The 18,895-nt window shown below is 62.9% G+C and carries 23 protein-coding genes; 11 read left to right on the top strand and 12 right to left on the bottom strand.

The genetic code is table 11. The annotated features are described in order from the left end of the window. Positions 1-72 precede the first annotated feature (72 nt). Positions 73-525, top strand: coding sequence for a hypothetical protein (locus tag MCUHO_RS06250; RefSeq protein ID WP_067075324.1), 453 nt, complete (start codon positions 73-75; stop codon positions 523-525). Between the two features lie 662 nt (positions 526-1,187). Here MCUHO_RS06250 and MCUHO_RS06255 read toward each other — a convergent pair. The 6 genes from MCUHO_RS06255 to MCUHO_RS06280 all read right to left on the bottom strand — a co-directional run bounded on the left by MCUHO_RS06255 (position 1,188) and on the right by MCUHO_RS06280 (position 6,040). Beyond that, positions 1,188-1,712 carry a hypothetical protein gene (locus MCUHO_RS06255; protein WP_067075327.1) on the bottom strand — a complete coding sequence of 175 codons (525 nt, stop codon included), beginning with the start codon at positions 1,710-1,712 and terminating at the stop codon, positions 1,188-1,190. A gap of 50 nt (positions 1,713-1,762) precedes the next feature. Then, on the bottom strand, positions 1,763-2,572 hold the full coding sequence (locus MCUHO_RS06260; RefSeq protein WP_067075330.1) for a metal ABC transporter permease: 810 nt from the start codon (positions 2,570-2,572) through the stop codon (positions 1,763-1,765). Between the two features lie 2 nt (positions 2,573-2,574). Next, the gene (locus MCUHO_RS06265; RefSeq protein ID WP_067075333.1) at positions 2,575-3,342 is read right to left on the bottom strand and encodes a metal ABC transporter ATP-binding protein; all 768 of its coding nucleotides are present in this window, start codon (positions 3,340-3,342) and stop codon (positions 2,575-2,577) included. Beyond that, on the bottom strand, positions 3,339-4,241 hold the full coding sequence (locus tag MCUHO_RS06270) for a metal ABC transporter solute-binding protein, Zn/Mn family (protein ID WP_067075336.1): 903 nt from the start codon (positions 4,239-4,241) through the stop codon (positions 3,339-3,341). Before MCUHO_RS06270 ends, MCUHO_RS06265 begins: the two co-directional genes overlap by 4 nt. 67 nt (positions 4,242-4,308) lie before the next feature. Further along, positions 4,309-4,752 (bottom strand): metal-dependent transcriptional regulator, encoded by a 444-nt coding sequence (locus tag MCUHO_RS06275; protein WP_067075340.1) that lies wholly within the window; start codon positions 4,750-4,752, stop codon positions 4,309-4,311. A 43-nt stretch (positions 4,753-4,795) separates the two neighbouring features. Then, positions 4,796-6,040, bottom strand: a complete 1,245-nt coding sequence (locus tag MCUHO_RS06280) for a tRNA (N(6)-L-threonylcarbamoyladenosine(37)-C(2))-methylthiotransferase (protein ID WP_328585630.1) — start codon at positions 6,038-6,040, stop codon at positions 4,796-4,798. Positions 6,041-6,186: 146 nt separating this feature from the next. On the opposite strand from MCUHO_RS06280, the gene nadX reads away from it, so the two are divergent. The 3 genes from nadX to nadC are packed head-to-tail and all read left to right on the top strand — an operon-like array spanning position 6,187 to position 8,705. Further along, positions 6,187-6,945 carry an aspartate dehydrogenase gene (nadX, locus tag MCUHO_RS06285; RefSeq protein ID WP_067075346.1) on the top strand — a complete coding sequence of 253 codons (759 nt, stop codon included), beginning with the start codon at positions 6,187-6,189 and terminating at the stop codon, positions 6,943-6,945. A 2-nt stretch (positions 6,946-6,947) separates the two neighbouring features. Then, positions 6,948-7,844 (top strand): quinolinate synthase NadA, encoded by an 897-nt coding sequence (nadA, locus tag MCUHO_RS06290; RefSeq protein WP_067075349.1) that lies wholly within the window; start codon positions 6,948-6,950, stop codon positions 7,842-7,844. A 6-nt stretch (positions 7,845-7,850) separates the two neighbouring features. Continuing rightward, positions 7,851-8,705, top strand: coding sequence for a carboxylating nicotinate-nucleotide diphosphorylase (nadC, locus tag MCUHO_RS06295; protein WP_067076179.1), 855 nt, complete (start codon positions 7,851-7,853; stop codon positions 8,703-8,705). Positions 8,706-8,716: 11 nt separating this feature from the next. Here nadC and MCUHO_RS06300 read toward each other — a convergent pair whose 3' ends face one another. Continuing rightward, on the bottom strand, positions 8,717-9,142 hold the full coding sequence (locus MCUHO_RS06300; protein WP_067075353.1) for a hypothetical protein: 426 nt from the start codon (positions 9,140-9,142) through the stop codon (positions 8,717-8,719). A 102-nt stretch (positions 9,143-9,244) separates the two neighbouring features. On the opposite strand from MCUHO_RS06300, the gene MCUHO_RS06305 reads away from it, so the two are divergent. From MCUHO_RS06305 to budA, 3 genes are all read left to right on the top strand, one after another. Continuing rightward, positions 9,245-9,787, top strand: coding sequence for a HEAT repeat domain-containing protein (locus tag MCUHO_RS06305; protein WP_067075356.1), 543 nt, complete (start codon positions 9,245-9,247; stop codon positions 9,785-9,787). A gap of 158 nt (positions 9,788-9,945) precedes the next feature. Next, entirely contained in the window at positions 9,946-10,380 is a 435-nt protein-coding gene (locus MCUHO_RS06310) for a nucleoside deaminase (protein ID WP_067075359.1), read from the top strand. Positions 10,381-10,390: 10 nt separating this feature from the next. Beyond that, complete coding sequence (budA, locus tag MCUHO_RS06315) at positions 10,391-11,203, top strand: acetolactate decarboxylase (protein ID WP_067075374.1); 813 nt, start codon at positions 10,391-10,393, stop codon at positions 11,201-11,203. 60 nt (positions 11,204-11,263) lie between these two features. Here the strand turns inward: budA and MCUHO_RS06320 are convergent, their stop codons facing one another. From MCUHO_RS06320 to MCUHO_RS06335, 4 genes are all read right to left on the bottom strand, one after another. After that, positions 11,264-11,713, bottom strand: a complete 450-nt coding sequence (locus MCUHO_RS06320; RefSeq protein ID WP_067076182.1) for a universal stress protein — start codon at positions 11,711-11,713, stop codon at positions 11,264-11,266. A 5-nt stretch (positions 11,714-11,718) separates the two neighbouring features. Then, positions 11,719-13,041, bottom strand: a complete 1,323-nt coding sequence (locus MCUHO_RS06325; RefSeq protein ID WP_067075377.1) for an ArsB/NhaD family transporter — start codon at positions 13,039-13,041, stop codon at positions 11,719-11,721. 12 nt (positions 13,042-13,053) lie between these two features. Continuing rightward, positions 13,054-13,578 (bottom strand): universal stress protein, encoded by a 525-nt coding sequence (locus MCUHO_RS06330; RefSeq protein WP_235808189.1) that lies wholly within the window; start codon positions 13,576-13,578, stop codon positions 13,054-13,056. Positions 13,579-13,745: 167 nt separating this feature from the next. Next, positions 13,746-14,285, bottom strand: a complete 540-nt coding sequence (locus MCUHO_RS06335) for an archaemetzincin family Zn-dependent metalloprotease (RefSeq protein ID WP_067075383.1) — start codon at positions 14,283-14,285, stop codon at positions 13,746-13,748. Positions 14,286-14,302: 17 nt separating this feature from the next. Between MCUHO_RS06335 and MCUHO_RS06340 the strand changes: the two genes are divergently transcribed. Next, positions 14,303-14,710 carry a UPF0146 family protein gene (locus MCUHO_RS06340; RefSeq protein ID WP_067075386.1) on the top strand — a complete coding sequence of 136 codons (408 nt, stop codon included), beginning with the start codon at positions 14,303-14,305 and terminating at the stop codon, positions 14,708-14,710. Positions 14,711-15,021: 311 nt separating this feature from the next. On the opposite strand, the gene MCUHO_RS06345 is transcribed toward MCUHO_RS06340, so the two are convergent. Continuing rightward, a complete protein-coding gene (locus tag MCUHO_RS06345; protein WP_067075388.1) occupies positions 15,022-16,386 on the bottom strand; it encodes a replication factor C large subunit in 1,365 nt (454 codons plus the stop codon). A gap of 225 nt (positions 16,387-16,611) precedes the next feature. On the opposite strand from MCUHO_RS06345, the gene MCUHO_RS06350 reads away from it, so the two are divergent. The 3 genes from MCUHO_RS06350 to MCUHO_RS06360 all read left to right on the top strand — a co-directional run bounded on the left by MCUHO_RS06350 (position 16,612) and on the right by MCUHO_RS06360 (position 18,767). Then, positions 16,612-17,622, top strand: a complete 1,011-nt coding sequence (locus MCUHO_RS06350) for a methanogenesis marker 2 protein (RefSeq protein WP_067075391.1) — start codon at positions 16,612-16,614, stop codon at positions 17,620-17,622. Next, on the top strand, positions 17,613-18,374 hold the full coding sequence (gene mtxX, locus MCUHO_RS06355) for a methanogenesis marker protein Mmp4/MtxX (protein ID WP_067075394.1): 762 nt from the start codon (positions 17,613-17,615) through the stop codon (positions 18,372-18,374). Before MCUHO_RS06350 ends, mtxX begins: the two co-directional genes overlap by 10 nt. 186 nt (positions 18,375-18,560) lie before the next feature. Beyond that, positions 18,561-18,767 carry a histone family protein gene (locus MCUHO_RS06360; RefSeq protein ID WP_011843678.1) on the top strand — a complete coding sequence of 69 codons (207 nt, stop codon included), beginning with the start codon at positions 18,561-18,563 and terminating at the stop codon, positions 18,765-18,767. Positions 18,768-18,895 lie beyond the last annotated feature (128 nt).

The raw sequence follows: 18,895 nt of genomic DNA on the forward strand, positions 1-18,895 counted from the left end.
GCCCGAACCCCGTCCCGCCGCTACCGCACAAGAAACCTACTCTTATAATTCCCGGTAAGCCAACCCATTAGCATGGATAAGAACCAGAAGATCGTTCTGGTGATGGGCGGCCTCATTGTGCTCGGGCTACTCACCATCGAGCCCTTCTTCGCTCTCATCGCGCTGATCCTCGTGCTCGCCATCCTGATGAGTCTCCGTATCATGGGAGATACGGAGGACTACCCGCTCGTCACCGCAGGGCTCTCGGAGGATGCGCGGGAGATCATCGTCATCAATACGGGGACCGGGAAGGCACAGAAGATTCACGTCGCCCTCGTTCCGCTCGACATCGTGTTCGAGGTCGCCTCGCTCGACCCGGACGAGGAGTCCGGGTTCAGTCTGCCGTCGATGGTCTCGGAGGCAAAAGCAGTCGTCACCTACGAGAACGCCGAGGGACAGCAGTTCCAGCGCTCGTATCCCCTCACGGCCCTCGGGGCCGGGCACGACCTCACCGAACCGCTCATTCCCATCTTCGGGCGCCGGTGATGGGTTGGGGGTTACACGAACTCATTAGTACGTGGAGACAGGGGAGGGGGGCAAGCCCCCTCGAAGAACTTCGTTCTTCTCGTGTTCGCTTCGCTCGCACCTCGAAACTCTTCGAGTTTCTCATGCTCACTACGTTCGCACCTCGCACCTATCGGTGCTCAAGCTCGCTTCGCTCGCACCTCGAAACTCTTCGAGTTTCTCATGCTCACTACGTTCGCACCTCGCACCTATCGGTGCTCAAGCTCGCTTCGCTCGCACTTCCCACCTGACGGTAGTCGAGCTCCGTTCCTTCGCACCTTCGGTGCTCACGCTCCGGTTCTCGCACCTTCGGTGCTCAAACTCCTGCCGGGACGGCAGTCGCACTCACGAACCGTCGCGCTTCGAACCGTCGCACCCCCCGTCAGCCCTTCGCACCTGACGGTGCTCCAGCTCCGTTCCGTTGGAACGTCGCACCCTCCGGCCAGTCGCACTCCCCTATGGCGATATCCCGTGGAAATCCGTGCACGGGTGTGGTGTCCCACCCATTGCTCTTCGGGACACCCGAGGCTCGGAAGTTGCTGGCCTCCCCCCACCACACGCATGCAGCGATCAAAACCCCCAGGGCGGCCCGCTAAACCCGGCCCTCCCTCGATATCCGGGGGCGCTTTCCAAAAAAATGTTTTTCAGGACCCGAGATACTCGAGCGTCCGCGCGAGCGCGGCCGTCAGCTCCTCGTCCATCTCTGCGTACTCGTAGAGCGCCCGGTAGAGCATGAAGACGAGTTCGTAGCCGTAGATCTCGAACGCCTCCTCCGGCGCGAGCGGCGCGAGATAGGATTCCGTCCGGATCTCGGTGTTGGTGTACATCAGTTCGTGGAAGGCCCCGTCCTCGTCGAGGACGCAGATCTGCGCATCGACGGGCTTCGTCGGGTCGTCGGGGCGGTAGGGGAGCGGGTCGCCTTTCCCGAGAACGATCATCTTCTTCTCGTAGAACTCCTGGTCGTAGAGATCCCCCGATGCCTCTCTCTTTGCGCGCCGGAGCATATCGAGCCCGATCTGTTTCACGACCGGCGCCGTATCGGCAGCCATCCGCGCAAGAAGGGCACCCATGTTGCCCCGGAGTTCCGAGGCCGACTCTTCCTTCTTCGCCTGCAGTTCCTCAAGGGTTTCGAGGAGGCGGGCGTATCCCTCTTCGATGATCGGATCCATTGCTCACTCACCTCTCGCGTATGCCGGCATAAGCGCACCGGTTTGTCCTGCTAATCGCCCTGCCGGAGGCGCTCGGTCGCGAGGGCGCCCGCATACGCGACCGTGCTCACGAGAATGATCGTCGCGCCCGAGGGGACGTCGAGGAGGTAGGAGAGCAGGATCCCCGCAATGGTGAAGGCGATGCCGAGGATGACGGCGAGGAGCATCATGCTCCGGATCCGGGTGGTGTAAAGGCGGCTGATCGCCGCCGGGAGCGTCAGGAGAGCGATCACCAGGATGATCCCCACCACCCGGATCAGCATCACCACCGTCAGCGCAATCAGCACGAGGAGGAGGAGCGAGAGCCGCTCGACCGGGAGGTTCATGACCGTCGCATAGTCCGGGTCGAACGTGACCGCCTGGAGCTCCCGGTAGAGGAGAGCCACGACGGCGACGATGATGGCGACGAGCACCCCCATCAACAGGATGTCTCCCCTTGGGACGAGGAGGATGTTCCCGAAGAGGTAGGAGAAGAGATCTGGAGCGAATCCCGGGGTTAAGTAGACGAAGAGGATCCCGATGGCCATCCCCGCCGCCCAGACCGCGCCGATGATGGTGTCCATCTGCTGCCGGGCCCGGAGCTGGAGCGTGCCCATCCCGAGCGCCGTCGCCACGGTGAACCCGGTCGCGCCGAGGAGCGGGTCTATCCCGAGGAAGTAACCGAGGCCGATCCCCCCGAAGGCCGCGTGGGATATGCCGCCGCTGACCGAGACCATCCGCCGCACCACGACGTAGGTGCCGATGATGCCGCAGGCTACGCTCGCGAGCACCCCGGCGATGAGGGCGTTCCTGAAGAACTCGAATCCGAGAATCTCGAACATGCTCACTCCTCCTCCGCGTGCTCCGAAAAGACCCGGTGCGGAACTCCGTGGGCGATGAGATCGACCGGGCAGTGGTATGCGGCTTCGAGCATATCCGGCGTGATCTCGTTCGTGTCGTGCGTGTAGAGGCGCCGGTTTAAGCAGGCGACCCGGGTCACGTGCTCCGGGATCACCCCGATGTCGTGGGTCACGAGGACGATCGCCATCCGTTCGCGGAGTCGGTCGAGGATACTGTAGAACTGCGCCGCCGTCGGGGCGTCCACGTAGACCGTCGGTTCGTCGAGGAGCAGCACCTTCGGGTCGCCGACGAGCGCCCGGGCAATGATCGCGCGCTGCTGCTCTCCGCCGGAGAGATCCCGGATCTGCCGGTCGGCGAGATCGGCGATGCCCATCATCCTGAGCGCTTCCTCTGTCCGGGCATGGTCTTCAGCCCCGTAACGCCGCGGGATTCGGGTGATGTGGCCGAGGCGGCCGGAGAGGATCATCTCCCGCACGGTGATGGGATACTCGAAGTCGAACGTCCGGAACTGGGGGACGTAACCGAGTTCCTTCCTCGCCGCCGCCCCCGTGCCGCCGAGGATCCTGACCGTGCCGCGGGAGGGCTGGAGGAGGCCGAGGATCACCCGGAGAAGCGTCGTCTTCCCGCCGCCGTTCGGCCCGATGATCGCGTAGAAGTCGTCCTGGTGGACGGTGAGGTTCACGTCTTCGAGGACGGTATGGCCGCGCAGCCTGACCCGGACGTCCTCGACCTCGATCACGGGAACGGTCATGGCCTGCCGCTCTCCGCAAACGCCGAGGCCACGCGTTGCATGTTCGCGAGGTAGTCCTTCGCGAGCGGGCTCACCGTCACCACGGTGCCCCCGATCGCGTCCGCGATCACCTCGGCGCTCCGGGTGGAATGCTCGGGCGAGGCGAATATCACCTTTATCTTCTCCTCCTCCGCCTGCTTGATGAGGTGCTCCAGCCTCTGCGGCGAGGGTTCCTTTCCCTCGCTCTCGATCGGAACCTCAGTAAAGCCGTAGTCCCGGGCAAGGTAGGCCCACGACGAGTGGTAGACCATGATCGTTTTCACCCCCGATGCGGCGAGCGCATCGGCGATCTCCGCGTCGAGGGCGTCGAGTTCCCCGAGGTAGACATCGGCGTTCCGGCGGTAGTCTTCGGCGTTCTCCGGATCGACCGCTATGAGCCCCTCGCGGATCTCCTCGACCATGACCTTCGCGTTCTTCGGGGACGTCCAGATGTGGGGGTCGGTTCCCCCGTGTTCGGCGTCACCGGTCGTGATCAGGTCGACGCCGCGCGAACAGTCGACGACCAGCATCCCGGGGTTCAGGGCGGCGATCTTCTCCCGCCAGGCGAGTTCGAACTCGATCCCCGAACCGACCACGGCATACATATCCGCCCCTGCGACGTCCGCGAGGGTTCCCGGCGGGGGTTCGTAGGTGTGCGGGTCGGCCCCCGGCGGCACCAGCAGGATCACCCGGACGTGATCGCCGCCCACCCGTTCTACGAACTCCTCTTCGGGCGGTATCGTGACCGCGACGACGACTTCCCCGCCATCCAGACGATCGGTGCCGGTGCACCCCGCCGCGGCTGCCGCCAGCAGAAAGACTATGAATCCAGCTGCAACGAGAGATAGACGGACGGTATTGTTGTTATCCTGCGATCTCATCGATCTCGTCTCCTGGTTTGGTATGTATCTAAATTCATCCCGCACAAAAGTCAGAGACGTTCCGCCGTCACCCGCGGTACCCGTCGAAAGAACCGCAACAGCGGTGATCGTGCTCGATCTCCCCGCAGACGCTCATCATCGGGTGCCCGAGCGACGTGCACATCCTGTTGGTGAGGTCTTTTGAGAAGCACTGCTCGATCTTCTTCGCTTCCCTGCAGGCCTCGTCGGGCTCGAGCCCGTGGCGGCTGAGCACCAGGGCGACGATCCGGTGGCGGCGAACCAGGAATCGGGCGTATTCGGTGCCGAACTGCGTGAGCCTCACCCCGTGGTAGGGCGTATGCTCGATGTATCCTGCTTTTGCAATCTCCGTGAGCGCTTTCGTCACCGTCGAGGGCGCGACGGAGAAGTGGACGGCAATCTCGGTCGTCTTCACGACGTCGCCCTGCATGTGGATGTATTTGAGGTATTCCGCCTTCTTCGAGGAGAGTTCTTGCCCGGTGATCCCCTGCATGGGAAGAGGATACGCCCTGTTGGGAGAAAAAGTTTCGGTGGGGCTAAACCTTCTCGGCGTCGGACGGGATCCGTTCGGCGGTGACATAGTGCCGGCGGTTCTTGGTTATCACCGCCCTCCCGTGGAACCCGAACGGGAGATCCTCTTCTACGACGACGTTGAGGTAGCAGGGATTGCGGCAGACGGTCGATCCCGGCGCGTTCTTCTCGGTCGCGACGATCGATGTCTCCCGCCCGATCCAGCGCTGGTTGTAGGCGTCGTAGATCCGGTTTGCTTCGGCAAGCAGCGTGCGGGAGCGGTCTTTGCGTATCCGCTCGGGGAGGTCTTTCAAGGCCGCCGCGGGCGTTCCGGGCCGCCGGGAGTAGCGGGTGATGTTCACTTTCACGAACGCCGCCCGTTTGAGGAGTTCGAGCGTCTGTGAAAACTCTTCGTCCGTCTCCCCGGGAAACCCGGTGATGAAGTCGGAGGAGATCATCATATCCGGGAAGCGTTCCCGGAACGTATCGACGATCCGGACGACGTCGGCGGCAGTGTAGCCGCGCTGCATCCGTTCAAGGACGGTATCGGAGCCCGACTGGACGGGGAGGTGGAGGAACCGGAAGATCCTGTCGCTCTCGTACGCCCCGACGAGCGGTTCAAGGATCCCGAGCACCGTAGCCGGGTTCATCATCCCCGGCCTGACGGCGAACCTCCCGGGGATCTTTGCTATCTCCTGCAAAAGATCCGGGAGCGACTCGCCCCGCTCGAGCCCCCATGCGGCCACGTCCTGCCCGGTCAGCTGGATCTCGTAGGCGCCCGACGCGACGAGAGCCCGGACGGCGTCGAGGATCTCCTCTGCAGGTGCACTTTTCAACTGTCCACGGGCGAACCGGGTGATGCAGTAACTGCACCGGCCGACGCATCCGCTCGCCACCTGCACCACGCCGATTGCCCCTGCTCCATGGGTGCCGACACCGGCCGATCGCTCGTGGATCTCGTCCGGATGGATGACGTGCGGCGTGCAGACCGAACGGATCTTATCCATCTGGACGACCGGCATGCACCCGGTCACGTAGAGGTCGCGGTCGGCGAACAGAGCGAGGCGCCGGAGCATCTTTCGTTCGGTCGCGCCGATCACCGTGCAGGTGTTGATGATGACGGCGTCCGCCTCTTCCGGCCGTTCGGTCATCGTGCAGCCGAAACCTTCCAGTATCGCCGCGAGCCTCTGTGTGTCGGCATGATTGTAGGTGCATCCGTAGGTCTCGATGTAGACCTGTCTTCCCTGAAGTTCCTCAAACGTGATGGCGATCGACTCTCCCTGCGCGCGGTCGGCGGTCGGCCCGGGTTCCCGGCTGCCCGGTTACCCCTATCGGTCGGAGGATAGTTTCCTCCTCTTTCGACCGGTTTCGGCCTGAGCACAATACTTAACCGCTGACATTACAACTTCTTTATTCGATGATTAAAATAGGGTTGCTGGGATGCGGCAACGTCGGGCATATCATCGCCACACACGCCGAGAGCATCCAGGTTATCGCCGTCTTCGATATCATCCCCGGGCGGGCGGAGACGCTCGCGGCACTCTGCCATGCCCGGTCATACACGGACTTCGACGCCTTCATGCGGGAGGACTTCTCTATCGTCGTGGAGGCCGCCTCGGTCGATGCCGTCAAGATATACGGCGAGGCTGTCCTCAGGTCGGGGCGGGACATCATCGTCCTCTCCGGGGGAGCTCTTGCGGACGACGAGTTCCGCGAGCACCTCGTCGAGGTTGCACGGGAGGCGGGAAAGAAGATCCGCATCCCGAGCGGGGCTATCATCGGACTCGACAACCTCAAGATCGGGCAGGTCTCGCCGCCGAGCCGCCTCCTCCTGCGGACGACGAAACCTCCCGCCTCGCTCGGGATGACCGCCGAAGCCCGGACAGAGATATTTAAGGGGCTGGCGCACGACTGTATAAAGCAATACCCCAAAAATATCAACGTCGCGGTAGCGCTGGGACTCGCCGCCGGCAGGGATGCCGAAGTGGAACTCCTGGTCGACCCTGCTGCGGAGAGGAACATCCACGAGATATTCGTCGAAGGCGACTTCGGGGACATCTACGTCCGGGTCAGGAACGTCCCGAGCCCCGATAACCCGGCGACGAGTTATATGGCAGCCCTCTCCATCCTGACGCTCTTAAAAAATCTCGAGAACCCTCTGGTGGTGGGTACGTAACAATGGAAACGGAGATTCGTGCGCTCAAGGCCGAGAAGAACGCAGTCGTCATGGCGCATAACTACCAGCCCATGGCGATCCAGGGGCTCGCCGACGTGGTGGGCGACAGCCTCGAACTCGCGGTGAAGGCGAAGGAGACCGCGGCTGACCTGATCGTCGTCTGCGGTGTCCGGTTCATGGCCGAGACGGCAAAGATCCTCAACCCCGACCGGAAGGTGGTCATCCCGGTAGAGGACGCGGGATGCCCGCTTGCTGATTTCCTGACCCCGGAGATGATCCGTGAGGCGAGGGCGCGATACCCCGACGCGGCCGTGGTGGTCTACATCAACAGTACGGCGGAGAGCAAGGCGCTCGCGGACATCACCTGCACCTCGGCAAACGCGGTTCGGGTCGTAGCGTCGCTTCCAAACGAGACCATCCTCTTCGGGCCGGATGCAAACCTCGCGGCATACGTCCAGCGGGAACTCCCCGAGAAGACGATCGTTCCCCTGCCTCCCGGCGGTCACTGCTACGTCCATACAGGGTTCACTCTTGCCGACATCGAGGCTGCCCGGAGAAAGGGCGGCAAAATCGTCTGCCATCCCGAATGCCCGCCGGAGGTTCAGGAGCAGGCCGACCGGATAGCCTCCACGGGAGGCATGGTCCGGGAGGCCGCGGCCGGTGGAGACGAGCCCTGGTGGATCTTCACCGAGCGGGAGATGGCCTCCCGCCTGCGGGTGCTCTACCCCGGAAGAGTCTTTTACGAGAAGCCGGAGGCCGTCTGCGCGGATATGAAGAGGATCTCGCTTGAAGACCTCCGCCGGGCGCTCGAGTCCGAGGAGCACGAGGTCGTCCTCCCGAGAGAGGTCATGGACCGGGCGCGGCGAGCGATCGAGCGGATGATCGCCGTCGGAGCGTGAGTGCGGATGATCCCGATCGAGGACCTGCTCCGTTTTGTCCGGGAGGATGCGCCGTGGGGCGACGTCACCTCTGAGACGGTCGTTCCCGACGTCGCCTGCCGGGCGGTGATCCGGGCGAAAGATACCGGGATCGCCGCCGGCCTCGAGGAGGCACGGGCGCTCTTCGAGCATTACGGGGTCGCCGTGCGTCAGCGCATCCCCGACGGGAGACCGGTTGCTCCCGGAGCGGTTCTCCTCGAACTCGAAGGCCGCGCGAGGGCGATCCTTCTCCTGGAGCGGACGGCGCTCAACATCATCGGGCGGATGAGCGGGATTGCGACCCGGACCCGGGAAGCGGTCGAGGCCGTCCGGGCGGTCTCTCCCGACGTGCGGATTGCCGCGACCCGGAAGACCGCCCCGGGACTCCGGATGCTCGATAAGAAGGCGGTGGTTCTCGGCGGGGGCGACCCGCACCGCTACTGCCTCTCGGATATGGTTCTGATCAAGGACAACCACCTCGCGCTAGTGCCGCTCGCCGAGGCGATCCGGAAGGCAAAGGAGCAGAGCCGTTACCGGGCGGTCGAGGCGGAGGTCGAGACGGCACGGGACGCCGTCGAGGCCGCGGTTGCCGGCGCCGATATCGTCCTTCTCGACAACATGGCCCCGGACGCCGTCCGGGAGGCGGTCGGGGCGCTGGCCGCCCGCGGTCTCCGGGAACAGGTCGCCCTCGAGGTCTCGGGAGGCGTCGCCGGCGGCGATCTTGCCGGGTATGCCGCGACCGGGATCGATATCATCAGTATGGGTGCGCTCACCCATACGGTCAGGAACTTCGACGTGAGCCTGGATATCCTGAAAGGCGCGGGCACCGTCAGGCTTCCGTAAAAAAGCAGGGTTCAGGATGCGGTCTGGACGTCCTCCATCGTGAGTTCGTCCAGAAACGGCATCAGCCCTTTGACGTAAGGCACGAGTTTGCCCTCTTCTGTCCTGAGTTCCCCGTAGGCCACGACCTCGATGACCAGCGGGAGCTCGTCCAGGCGCCGGGTGAAGAGGGGATCCTCTTCGGCGGCGTACCGGAGGAACGCATTCAGGTCGACGAACGGGCGTTCCAGGTCGGCGACGTCACGGTACTCCTGCAGGTCCTCCCGGAGCGTGGAGCCTCTGGCCAGGTCCTCCTCGAAGTAGAGGAAGACGTCGAAGTTGTGGCGGCGACCCATCGCATCGAGGTCTCTGATATCGATCTTCGCTCCGGCAACGATGCCGAGACGTTCCAGATCCGGGGGAAACGCCGTACCCTCCGGTGTGACCGTCGAACTCTCCATACTATGGTGAAGGGAGGGAGAGTAGAAAAAGTGCACTCTTGTGGGCATCTTCCGGAGCAAAACCTTATAGCCGGCCGACCCCAGTTGGGCGTGAGGTGGCCTATGGCAGGGGGGGATCCGCCGGTGCCGGAGAGAGAGACCGAAGGCCTCGAGCGGGAGAAGGTGCTCCATCGACACCTTTCGATGCTTGCGTCCGGGAATCTCAACGAACGGTGGCGGGCTGTGGACGCGCTCGGGGAAATCGGCGACAGTCGCGCGGTACGACCGCTCATCGAGGCGCTGGAGGACGAATTCGTCGACGTACGGTGGAAGGCGGCGAAGGCGCTCGGGCTCATCGATGGGCGCGAACCTGTCCTCCCGTTGATACGGAGCCTGGAAGACGACAGCCCCTGGGTTCGGATGGGGGCGGCCTGGGCGCTCGGGACGATCGGCGATCCCCGGGCGGTCGAGCCGTTGATCCGGCTGCTCGACGACACGAAACCCCGGGTCCGGAGGATGGCGGCCTGGGCGCTCGGCCGGATAGGCAACCCGCGGGCCCGGGAACCCCTTTTGCGCCTCCTCGGCGATGCCGACCGCGACGTCAGGGTTGCCGGTCGGCAGGCGCTCGAAGAGATCGGAACCGAGCGGGAGATCCCGACCGTCTGAAGGGGCGACGGCTCATCCTGTCCGGATACCCTGTCCATGACCCCCGGGCAGCCGCTCTCGTCCCGTATGCGTTTATTATCCAGGAACGTCTTCTTATATTTGATAGGGCGTTGCAATCAGTTTATATACCCTGGCTGAGCGTCCGAAAGGAGACGGATATGGACATATTCATGAAGTGCGCCGTCGAGGAAGCGGAAACGAGCCTGCGGGAAGGCGGAATACCCATCGGCTCGGTGCTTGTGCGCGAAGGCCGGATCATCGGGCGCGGCCGGAACCGTCGCGTCCAGGCTGACGACCCCGTACTCCACGCCGAGATCGACTGCCTGAGGAACGCCGGGAGGATCGGTAACTACGCGGATTGCACGCTCTACTCCACGCTGATGCCCTGCTACCTCTGTGCGGGAGCAGCCGTCCAGTTCGGGATCGGCAAGGTTGTGGCCGGGGAATCAGTGAATTTCGCGGGAGCGCGGGAGTTCCTCGAGTCGCACGGGGTCGAGGTGCTCGATCTCGACCTCGATGTCTGCAAGGCGATGATGGGCGCGTTCATCGAGCAGCACCCCCACCTCTGGTACGAGGATATCGGGGAGTTGTGAGGCGGTTATCATGGCTGAGGACAGGTTGTTCCGTTACATCGTCGTTGCCGTTGGCTTCCTTCTTGCCGGGACCCTCATCGGCCTTGCAGCCGCTCCTCTCCCGGCCGTCCCCGCGTCCGAAGATCGGGATGCGCTCTTTCAGGTCTCGACCATCGATGCGCTCCTCCAGGGAACCTACGACGGCAGCATGACGTTCGACGAGCTCGCGAGGCACGGAGACTTCGGGATCGGATGCGGCGATCGGCTCGACGGGGAACTGATCGGCGTCGATGGGAAGTGGTACCTGGTTCGGGTCGATGGGCGGGCCTATCCGGTTGCCGGGAACGCGACGACACCGTTCGCGGCAGCGACCTTCTTCGATCCGGAGATCACGATCGCGGTCGACGAGCCGGTGAACCTGACCGCTCTCGAGAGCCGGGTGCAGGCGGAGTTCCCTTCGGAGAACCTCTTCTACGCTATCCGGGTGGACGGCACCTTCCCGCATGTGGTGACCCGGAGCGTGCCCGCCCAGGAGAAGCCGTACCCGCGGCTCGCCGATGTGACGGCCAACCAGACGGTCTTTACGTTTGAGAACGTCCCCGGAACCGCCGTCGGGTTCTGGACGCCGGAACTCGCAGAGGGGATCAACGTCCCCGGCTACCACCTTCACTTCATCACCTCCGACCGCACCGCCGGCGGCCACGTGCTCGATATGGTCATGGCGGAGGGCACCGTGCAGGTCGACACCACGATGAACTTCACCATGGCGCTCCCGTCCGGCGGCGACTTCTTAACGGTTGATCTTTCAGGAGACCTCTCCGACGACCTTGAAAAAGTCGAGTAATGCCGGATCTCCGGCGGTCCTGCCCGGGACTTCCCCCTCCTTGGCTGCCAAAAAAAGTTTTTATCTGACGACGAGCAGCGGCGGTTTGACAGCGCCGCCGATCTGCTCGAGCAGGGCGCTGATCCGGGACTTTCCGCTCCTGCCGAAAGCGCCCATGACGATCAGCCCGTATTCGCCGGAGTTCGTCTCCTTAAGAACCTCCTCCCTGATCGACCCCTCGACGATCTTTGACGAGCACCGGATCTTCTCCCCCTGGTAACGGGTGAGGATGCCGTTCTGGTCATCCTCGATGCTCTTTCGCATGTCCTTCCAGATCCGCTCTTCGTAGCCCTTCAGCTGGTCGCAGATCCCGCTCTGGGCGCAGAAGTTGAACGCCATCGCCTTGGCCTCCGCGATATCCAGCACCGAGAAGAGGACTACCTCGGCATTCTTCCGCTTTGCCAGTCCAATCGCATGCAGAGCCGCTTTCTGGCTCCACTTCGAACCATCGATAAGCACGAGTATCTTCATGTCGCTCACATCGCAAATTTCAGCCAGAGCATCGCAAATCCTACCGCCACCGTCACGAAGAGCACGAGCATCCCCACCTTCAGGAAGTCGATGAAGGTGATGCCGATCCCCTCACGCTCGGCGATACCGATGACGACGACGTTCGCCGAGGCCCCGATGGCGGTTCCGTTCCCGCCGAGGCACGCACCGAGGGCGAGCGCCCACCAGAGCGGGTAGACGTCCATCGTCGCCCCCATGTCATGAATGAGCGGGATCATCGCCGCGGTGAGGGGGATGTTGTCCACGATTGCCGAGGCGATCGCGGCGAACCAGGCCACGATGAACATCGCCTCGCCGGTCGATCCGACGTTCTCGACCATCACCGCGGCGATGCTCGAGATGATGCCGGTCTCGACGAGGGCGCCCACGATGACGAAGAGCCCGCCGAAGAAGAAGAGGGCCGGCCACTCGATCTTCTCGAATATCTCTTCGGGCGACTGGCGGCTCCAGAATAGGAGGATCGCCGCCCCGATGAGAGCCACCTCTGCGGGTTCGAGCCCCATCGCCGGGTCGACGAACGAGAGGGCGACGTGCAGGATCTCCCCGATCCGGTCATGGATGAAGAACAGGAAGACCACGAAGGCGATGACGGCCACCGATTTGTTGAAGAGCGACCTGTCGGTGATCGCCGCCCGCTCGTCCAGACCCTCAAGCGTCCGGATCAGTTCCTGCCGCTCTTCGGCGCTTACCCTCATCGATCTGCCGTAGATGACGTACATCATCAGGAGAAGGATCACCATATCGACGACCATGATGGGGCCAAGATGGATGATGAACTCGTTGAACGTCAGTCCTGCCGACGACGCGATCATGATGTTCGGCGGGTCGCCGATGAGCGTCGCAGCCCCGCCGACGTTTGAGGAGAAGATCTCCGTGACAAGGAAGGGAATGGGGTTGAGGTTCATCACCCTCGCGACATAGAGGAGCATCGGGGTGAGAAGGAGGACGGTGGTGACGTTGTCGAGAAACGCGCTCACGATCGCGGTCACGATCGCAAAGAGGACGAGAACCCGGATCGGGCTGCCTTTCGCGAGTTTTGCCGTCCGTATCGCGATATACTCGAAGAGACCGCTGCCCCGGGCGGTATTGACGATGATCATCATCCCGAGGAGCAGGAAGATCGTCCCGAAGTCGACGTGTTCGAGGAGCGCCTCCCAGGGGACGATCCCGACGAAGACCACGATCGCCGCACCGAGCATGGCGGCGACCGCCCGGTGGATCCGCTCGTCGATGATGAGTGCGTAGGTGAAGAGAAAGACCGCTACCGCGATCAGCGCCACTGCTTCCATCTATGGCACCCGTCAGTAGATGAGCGCGGGAGTCTCCACCCGCTGGCAGATGCGCAGAACGATCGGGCTCACCGAGACGTCGGTCGACTCCCCGTCGGCGTAGCGGCGGCAGAGCGCGACCATGTCGTGGTTCTTCGCCATCCTGACGACGTCGTCGCCTTTATGTCCGACGAACATCCGTGTCTGGGTCGAAAAGCCGTGTTCTTCGAGTTTTGCTGCAACCCGTTCAAGGAGCTTCCGGCCGTACTCTTCCTTCTTTGTCCGGAACTCCTCTGTTGATTCACGGTCGAGCGCCTTTTCGAGGAGCTCGATCACCTCGGTGTCGGTGATGTAGGCGAGCGAGATTGTGGCGTCGTAGGCGGAGAGCACGTCGATTGCTTCGTCGGTGATCTCGTGGACAAAGACGTCGAGCGGCACCAGGATCGATCGGACCTCAGGAACGAGCATCTCCTCGTCGGTCAGCAGGAACTCGCTGTAATCCTTCAAGACCGAGTCATACCGCCTCCCGACGATATCTTTGAACTTTCGCTGGATCAAGGAAGAAGAGTATCCCATCGTGATCTAGGTTTCCCGGCACGCTCGTTTAATACTTTTGTTTGCCGGCTTCTCCGCCCGCGCCCTGTCGAAAAGCCGGAAGCCGTTCTCTCGGCAGGAGTTATCGGCAGCAGGGATCGGACTTTATGGAAGGCGCACCGGGTTTGCCGTCATCGCGTTGCCAGCGATGCGAGCGCCTCCCTGCAGGCCGGGCAGAGCACTTTTTTCTTCCGGTCCAGTTCGTCCAGGGTTCTCGGCCGGAACATGACGCATTCGGGGTCGGAGCAGTGGTCGAGCCCGAGGAGATGGCCGAGTTCGTGCGCGCCTTCTTTTGCCGTCCGGTCAATGAGGTCGGTGTCGTCCGGCGTCCTGCCGTAGTAGGCGTTTCCGAGGCGGGCTGTCGAGACGACCGCGACGCCGCATGCGGGTCTCGCGAGGCCGAAGACGAAGTCGCATCCGTTGACGTAGAGGTCGCGGGAGGTGACGAGCAGCAGGGGGCCATCGATCTCGTATCTGCGCGTGAGGGTGTCCTGCAGGCGATCCAGGATCTTTTGAGCATCGTGCTGGTCGCGGTTCCGGTCGTAACCGTCGATGAGGAACGGGTATTCGACAAGTTCGGGTTCTTTCCCGAGGATCATCGTGACCATCCTGACGACCGGGAGTTCGATACCTTCCGGTGCCTGCGGGTCCCAAAGAATATTGATGCCCATTACCTAATCTCTGTGTAATGTGTCGGTATAAACATATTGAACGGAGTATCGGGGAGTATATCGCTGCCCGGTATCGTCGGGCCGTCGAGGTGGGCATCGGCAACAATCCCGAGGCCGCAAGGCTGGTCCGGGCCGCCGGCGCCCTGATGCTCTGCACTGACGTTCGATCGGGCATCCGGCACGACGGGCTCGACGTCGTGACCGACGACGTCTTTGAACCGGATCTCCGGCTGTATGAGGGTGCGGATCTCATCTACGCCGTGAGGCCCGGCGTGGAGATGGTTCCGCCGCTGATCGCGCTTGCCGACCGGATCGACAGCGATCTCCTGGTCTACCACCTGGGATGCGAGATCTACGGGAACGGCGGCGAGGTCGTGGACTGCGGCCCGGTTCTCCTTCATCGGTATCGCCGGCGGGTAATCTAAGCCTCTTCCGATAGCCCCCACCCCGCCCGGCCTTCGGCCTCCTCACCCGCACCTGTGGTGCCTCAACTCCGCTCCTAACGGAGCGTCGTTCCCCGCCCCTCGGGGCGGGGGCAGTGCGTGGCGATAGCCACGGGAAATCCGTGCATGTGCTTTTTTCAGGGTTGCCCATGCAGTGGGCCTTGGGAATACCGCTATTGGGAGGGGGGGCCGCCCCCTCTACCTCCTGCTTGGGCAACCCGGGTTCTTCCCGGCAATACGGGAGAACATTGTGCCCACCCCGACAAGCGCCAAAAATTTGAAAATACGGTGTTCTAGAAGAGCGTCGCCTGGCCCGGGGGGGGATCCCGCCTGGATTCACCGGTATCGGCGGGCGGGTCGTCGTCCCGGGACTTCTTGCCTTTTCCGGTTGCCTTCTCTTTGGCGGAGGCCTTCTTTTCCTTTGCCTTCTCCTCTTTTGCCACGTCTTTGACGACCTTCGCGGCCCGTGATTTGTCGTGGATGAAGAGGTTCAGTTCGTCGGCATCGAGTTCGAATTCGCGGACGTATGTTGCAGGGTCATGTTCGACGAGGATGCTGATCGCGGTGAAGAAGTCTTCCCGGAGTGCATCCACTGGAATGTGCGTCATCTCGCTGAGTTTCCGGGAGAGGCCCGCCCGAACCGCCTTTTGCTTCTTCGACGCCCCCATCTTCTGCCAGCGCTGCGGCGGCATGATGCGGCCGTGGATGCCGTGCCCGCCGGCGGCGTCGGCGACGCCGATGAGCATCACCGCGCTCGCGTAGCGCCAGAGGGTGTAATACTGCCGCCGGTAGGTCCGGCCGATGTACTCGTCCGCCCTCGCGAGGCAGGCGTAGCCTTTCGCCCGGGAGGCGAGGTCGGGCATGTGGTCGAGGTTCCCCTCGAGCCACTGCTCGACGGCGTCGGGGGTATCCTCGACCTCCACCGCCATGCGGAGCAGATCGGCATCCCTCTTCCCTTTGAAGGTCGCTCCGACGAGTTCGAAGATGGTCGAGCGGTCATCCTTTGCGGAGGTGTGGACGTCGCCCGCCGCGACGTGCTCCTTCCCGATGGCCACGGCGTAGAGCATGTTCACCGCGGCCCGCATATCGCCGTCGGCGCGGTTCGCGATCTCGTCGAGCGCGGCGGGATCGCATGTGACGCCTTCCGCAGCGCAGATCTGGCGGAGACGGGGGACGATCGAGCGGGCCTGGAGCGCCCGGAACTGCACCGGCTCCGTGACCGCCTTGAGTTCTCTCGTGAGGGAGTAGTAGTCGTTTGCAATCAGGATGATCGGCTGCTGCGCCGCCGCGATGATCTCCACGATCGCCTTCGCCCCGCCCCGGTCGGCCTGTCCGTGCAGGTTGTCGGCCTCATCCAGCAGGATGAGTTTGCGGCTCGCACCGGAGAGGCTGGCCGTCGTGGAGCCCGCGCCCGCTACCCGTTCGAGGGCCGCTTTCGTCCGCTGGTCGGAGGCGTTCAGTTCCACCACCTCCCAGTTCATGTCGTTCGCGAGGGCGTGTGCGCTCGAGGTCTTGCCGGTGCCGGGTTTTCCGTACAGGATGAGCGGTTTCTTCTGCCGTGACCAGTCCCGCGCCCACTCGTATATCAGCCTGACGGCGCTGGAGTTCCCCACGACATCCTGAAGATGCTGCGGCCTGTACTTCTCCACCCAGTCCATACCAGACTATTCGACGCGGTGCATCAAAAATAATACCTCCCCGGTGCGGGTGCAAAACGATCCGGAGGACGGCGCCGCAAGGGGTGTACCCGCCCCGGCCGGATGTCTGCCGGCAGTGCCCTTCCCGATCGGTTTCCGGAACGGAGTGCATAATACCGGTGAATCAAATACATTATCTCTGATGAGGCAGAATACCATAAAGAAACCTGGAGTGTTGGTGTTCTTGTGGTGAAGGATTGCTCCACCGATACGGTAGCACAGGCCGTGAGGGAATACGAGGGCGTCACCCGGAAGAAGGAGATCGGGGATATGATCCGGTCTCTCCGGATAGAGAGCCCCGATGTCGTCGCTTCGTTCGGTGAGGATGCCGCGGTCATTCGGCATAATGCAGAGGACGCGCTGCTTCTTGCGGCGGACGGTATCTGGAGCAAGTTGATGGAGGCGGACCCGTTCTGGGCGGGGTACTGCGCCGTGCTCGTGAACGTCCACGACATCGCCGCCATGGGCGGGAGGCCGGTTGCGATGGTCGATATCCTCTCCGTTACGAGCGACCGGCTCCGCGACGAAGTGACCCGGGGCATGGTCGCGGCATCCGCCCAGTTCGGCGTCCCGATCGTGGGCGGGCACCTGCACCCGAATACGCCCTACAGCGTCGTGGATGTGGCGATCCTCGGGACGGCCCGGATGGATCAGATCATCTTCTCGAACACGGCAGAGGAGGGCGACGTGGTCGTCGCGGCGATTGACCTCGACGGCCGGGTGCACCCGTCGTGCTGCTTCAACTGGGACTCGGTCACGATGAAGTCGGCGGAAGCGGTGCGGGCCCAGATCCGGGTGATGGAGGATCTCGGAAAAGAGCACCTGGTGACGGCCGGAAAGGATATCAGCAACCCGGGAGTCATCGGAACGCTCGGGATGCTCCTCGAGGTGAGCGGGAAGGGCGCGGTGATCGACCTCGAGGCGATACCCCGGCCGGACCTCTCGGCGGTCGATCTCTCCTTCGAGCAGTGGGTGCGCATGTATCCCGGCATGGGGTTCATTCTGACCGTCAAACCGGAGAACGTGGAGGAGGTCTGCCGCCGGTTTGGCGACGTCGGGATCACCGCCGTCGCTATCGGGGAGGTTAACGGGACCGGGAGGCTCTCCATCAGGTACCTGGGCCGGGAGACACAGGTCTTCGATCTCGATCGAAACGGCATCATGCGGATCTTTTCGGACGGCGGGGCATGCCGGTAACGGTCGGGCTTGGTGCGGCATCCCCTGATCCGAAGATCCTCTCGACCGTCCGGGCGGTCGGCCGGGAGGTCGATCTCATCCTCTTCTCCCCCCCGGGAACCGCCGGAACGTTCGGCGATGCGGCCACGGTCGTCGAGGCCGAGGAGCCGGAGATCGCCCTTATCGAGGCCCTCTATGCCGGCAGGATCGATGCTGCCGTCAGGGGCACTCTCGCCGCATCCTCCACTTTGAAGGCCCTCAAGCAGGCCGCGGGTGTCGACCACCTGGAACGGATTGCCCTCCTCGAGACCGCCGACGGGCGCCTCTTCCTCCTCGCCCCGGTCGGGGTCGACGAGGGCTGGACGGTCGAGGAGAAGGTGCGTTTTGTCAGGGCCGGCAGAGATATCGCCCGAAGCTTCGGTCTCGCCGAAGGAGTGGCGATCCTCTCGGGAGGGCGGCTCGGGGACATCGGGCGGCATCCGGCCGTAGACCGGACGATGGCGGATGCCGAACTCGTCGCACGCCTGACCGGGGCTGAGCACACCGAGATCCTGATCGAGGAAGTGGCGGGAGCCTACGGGATGGTTGTGGCTCCCGATGGGATCTCCGGGAACCTGATCTTCCGTACGCTCACGTTCCTCGGAGCCGGCGCGGGGCATGGTGCTCCTGTGGTAAATATCGGTAGAATCTTCGTGGATACGTCGCGCGCCTCTCCAGATTATACTAATGCAATAATGCTTGCGAAATCTCTGGCGCAATCGAAAAGTCTGTGATTATGTTCCCTATTTGTGATCAGGGGCCATATGTGGGGCATTTCAATCGGCACCGTTCCCTGCCGATTATCGGGGTGCCCTGTCCAGACATACCCTCAATAGTAAAGAGAAACCCAAATTTCCGAGATTAACCCGAAACGTTTAAATATTAACTAATACACCTCTTTTTAGAGGTGGAATGAGATTATGGCAGATCTACCTATTGCTGCGGTTGTACGTATCGCAAAGAAGAATGGTGCTGAGAGAGTCGGCAGCGACGCCGCTGCCGCACTGGTTACCAAGGCTGAGGCGTACATCGCCGAGCTGACCAAGGAAGCCAACAGGCTTGCCCAGCACGCGGGACGCAAGACGATCAAGGCGGAAGACGTCGACCTCGCGGTTAAGTCCGCGTAAGTCGGCCTTTTCTTTCCTTCTCTTTACCGGGGTCCATATGGGCCCCACTTAACATTTCATCCCGGCAGCATACCTGCCGGAGGTCCGGACGGGTTATTGTTCTTCTCAGGACGGTATCGTGACCGACT

The organism is Methanoculleus horonobensis (assembly GCF_001602375.1).
GTDB lineage: Archaea > Halobacteriota > Methanomicrobia > Methanomicrobiales > Methanoculleaceae > Methanoculleus > Methanoculleus horonobensis.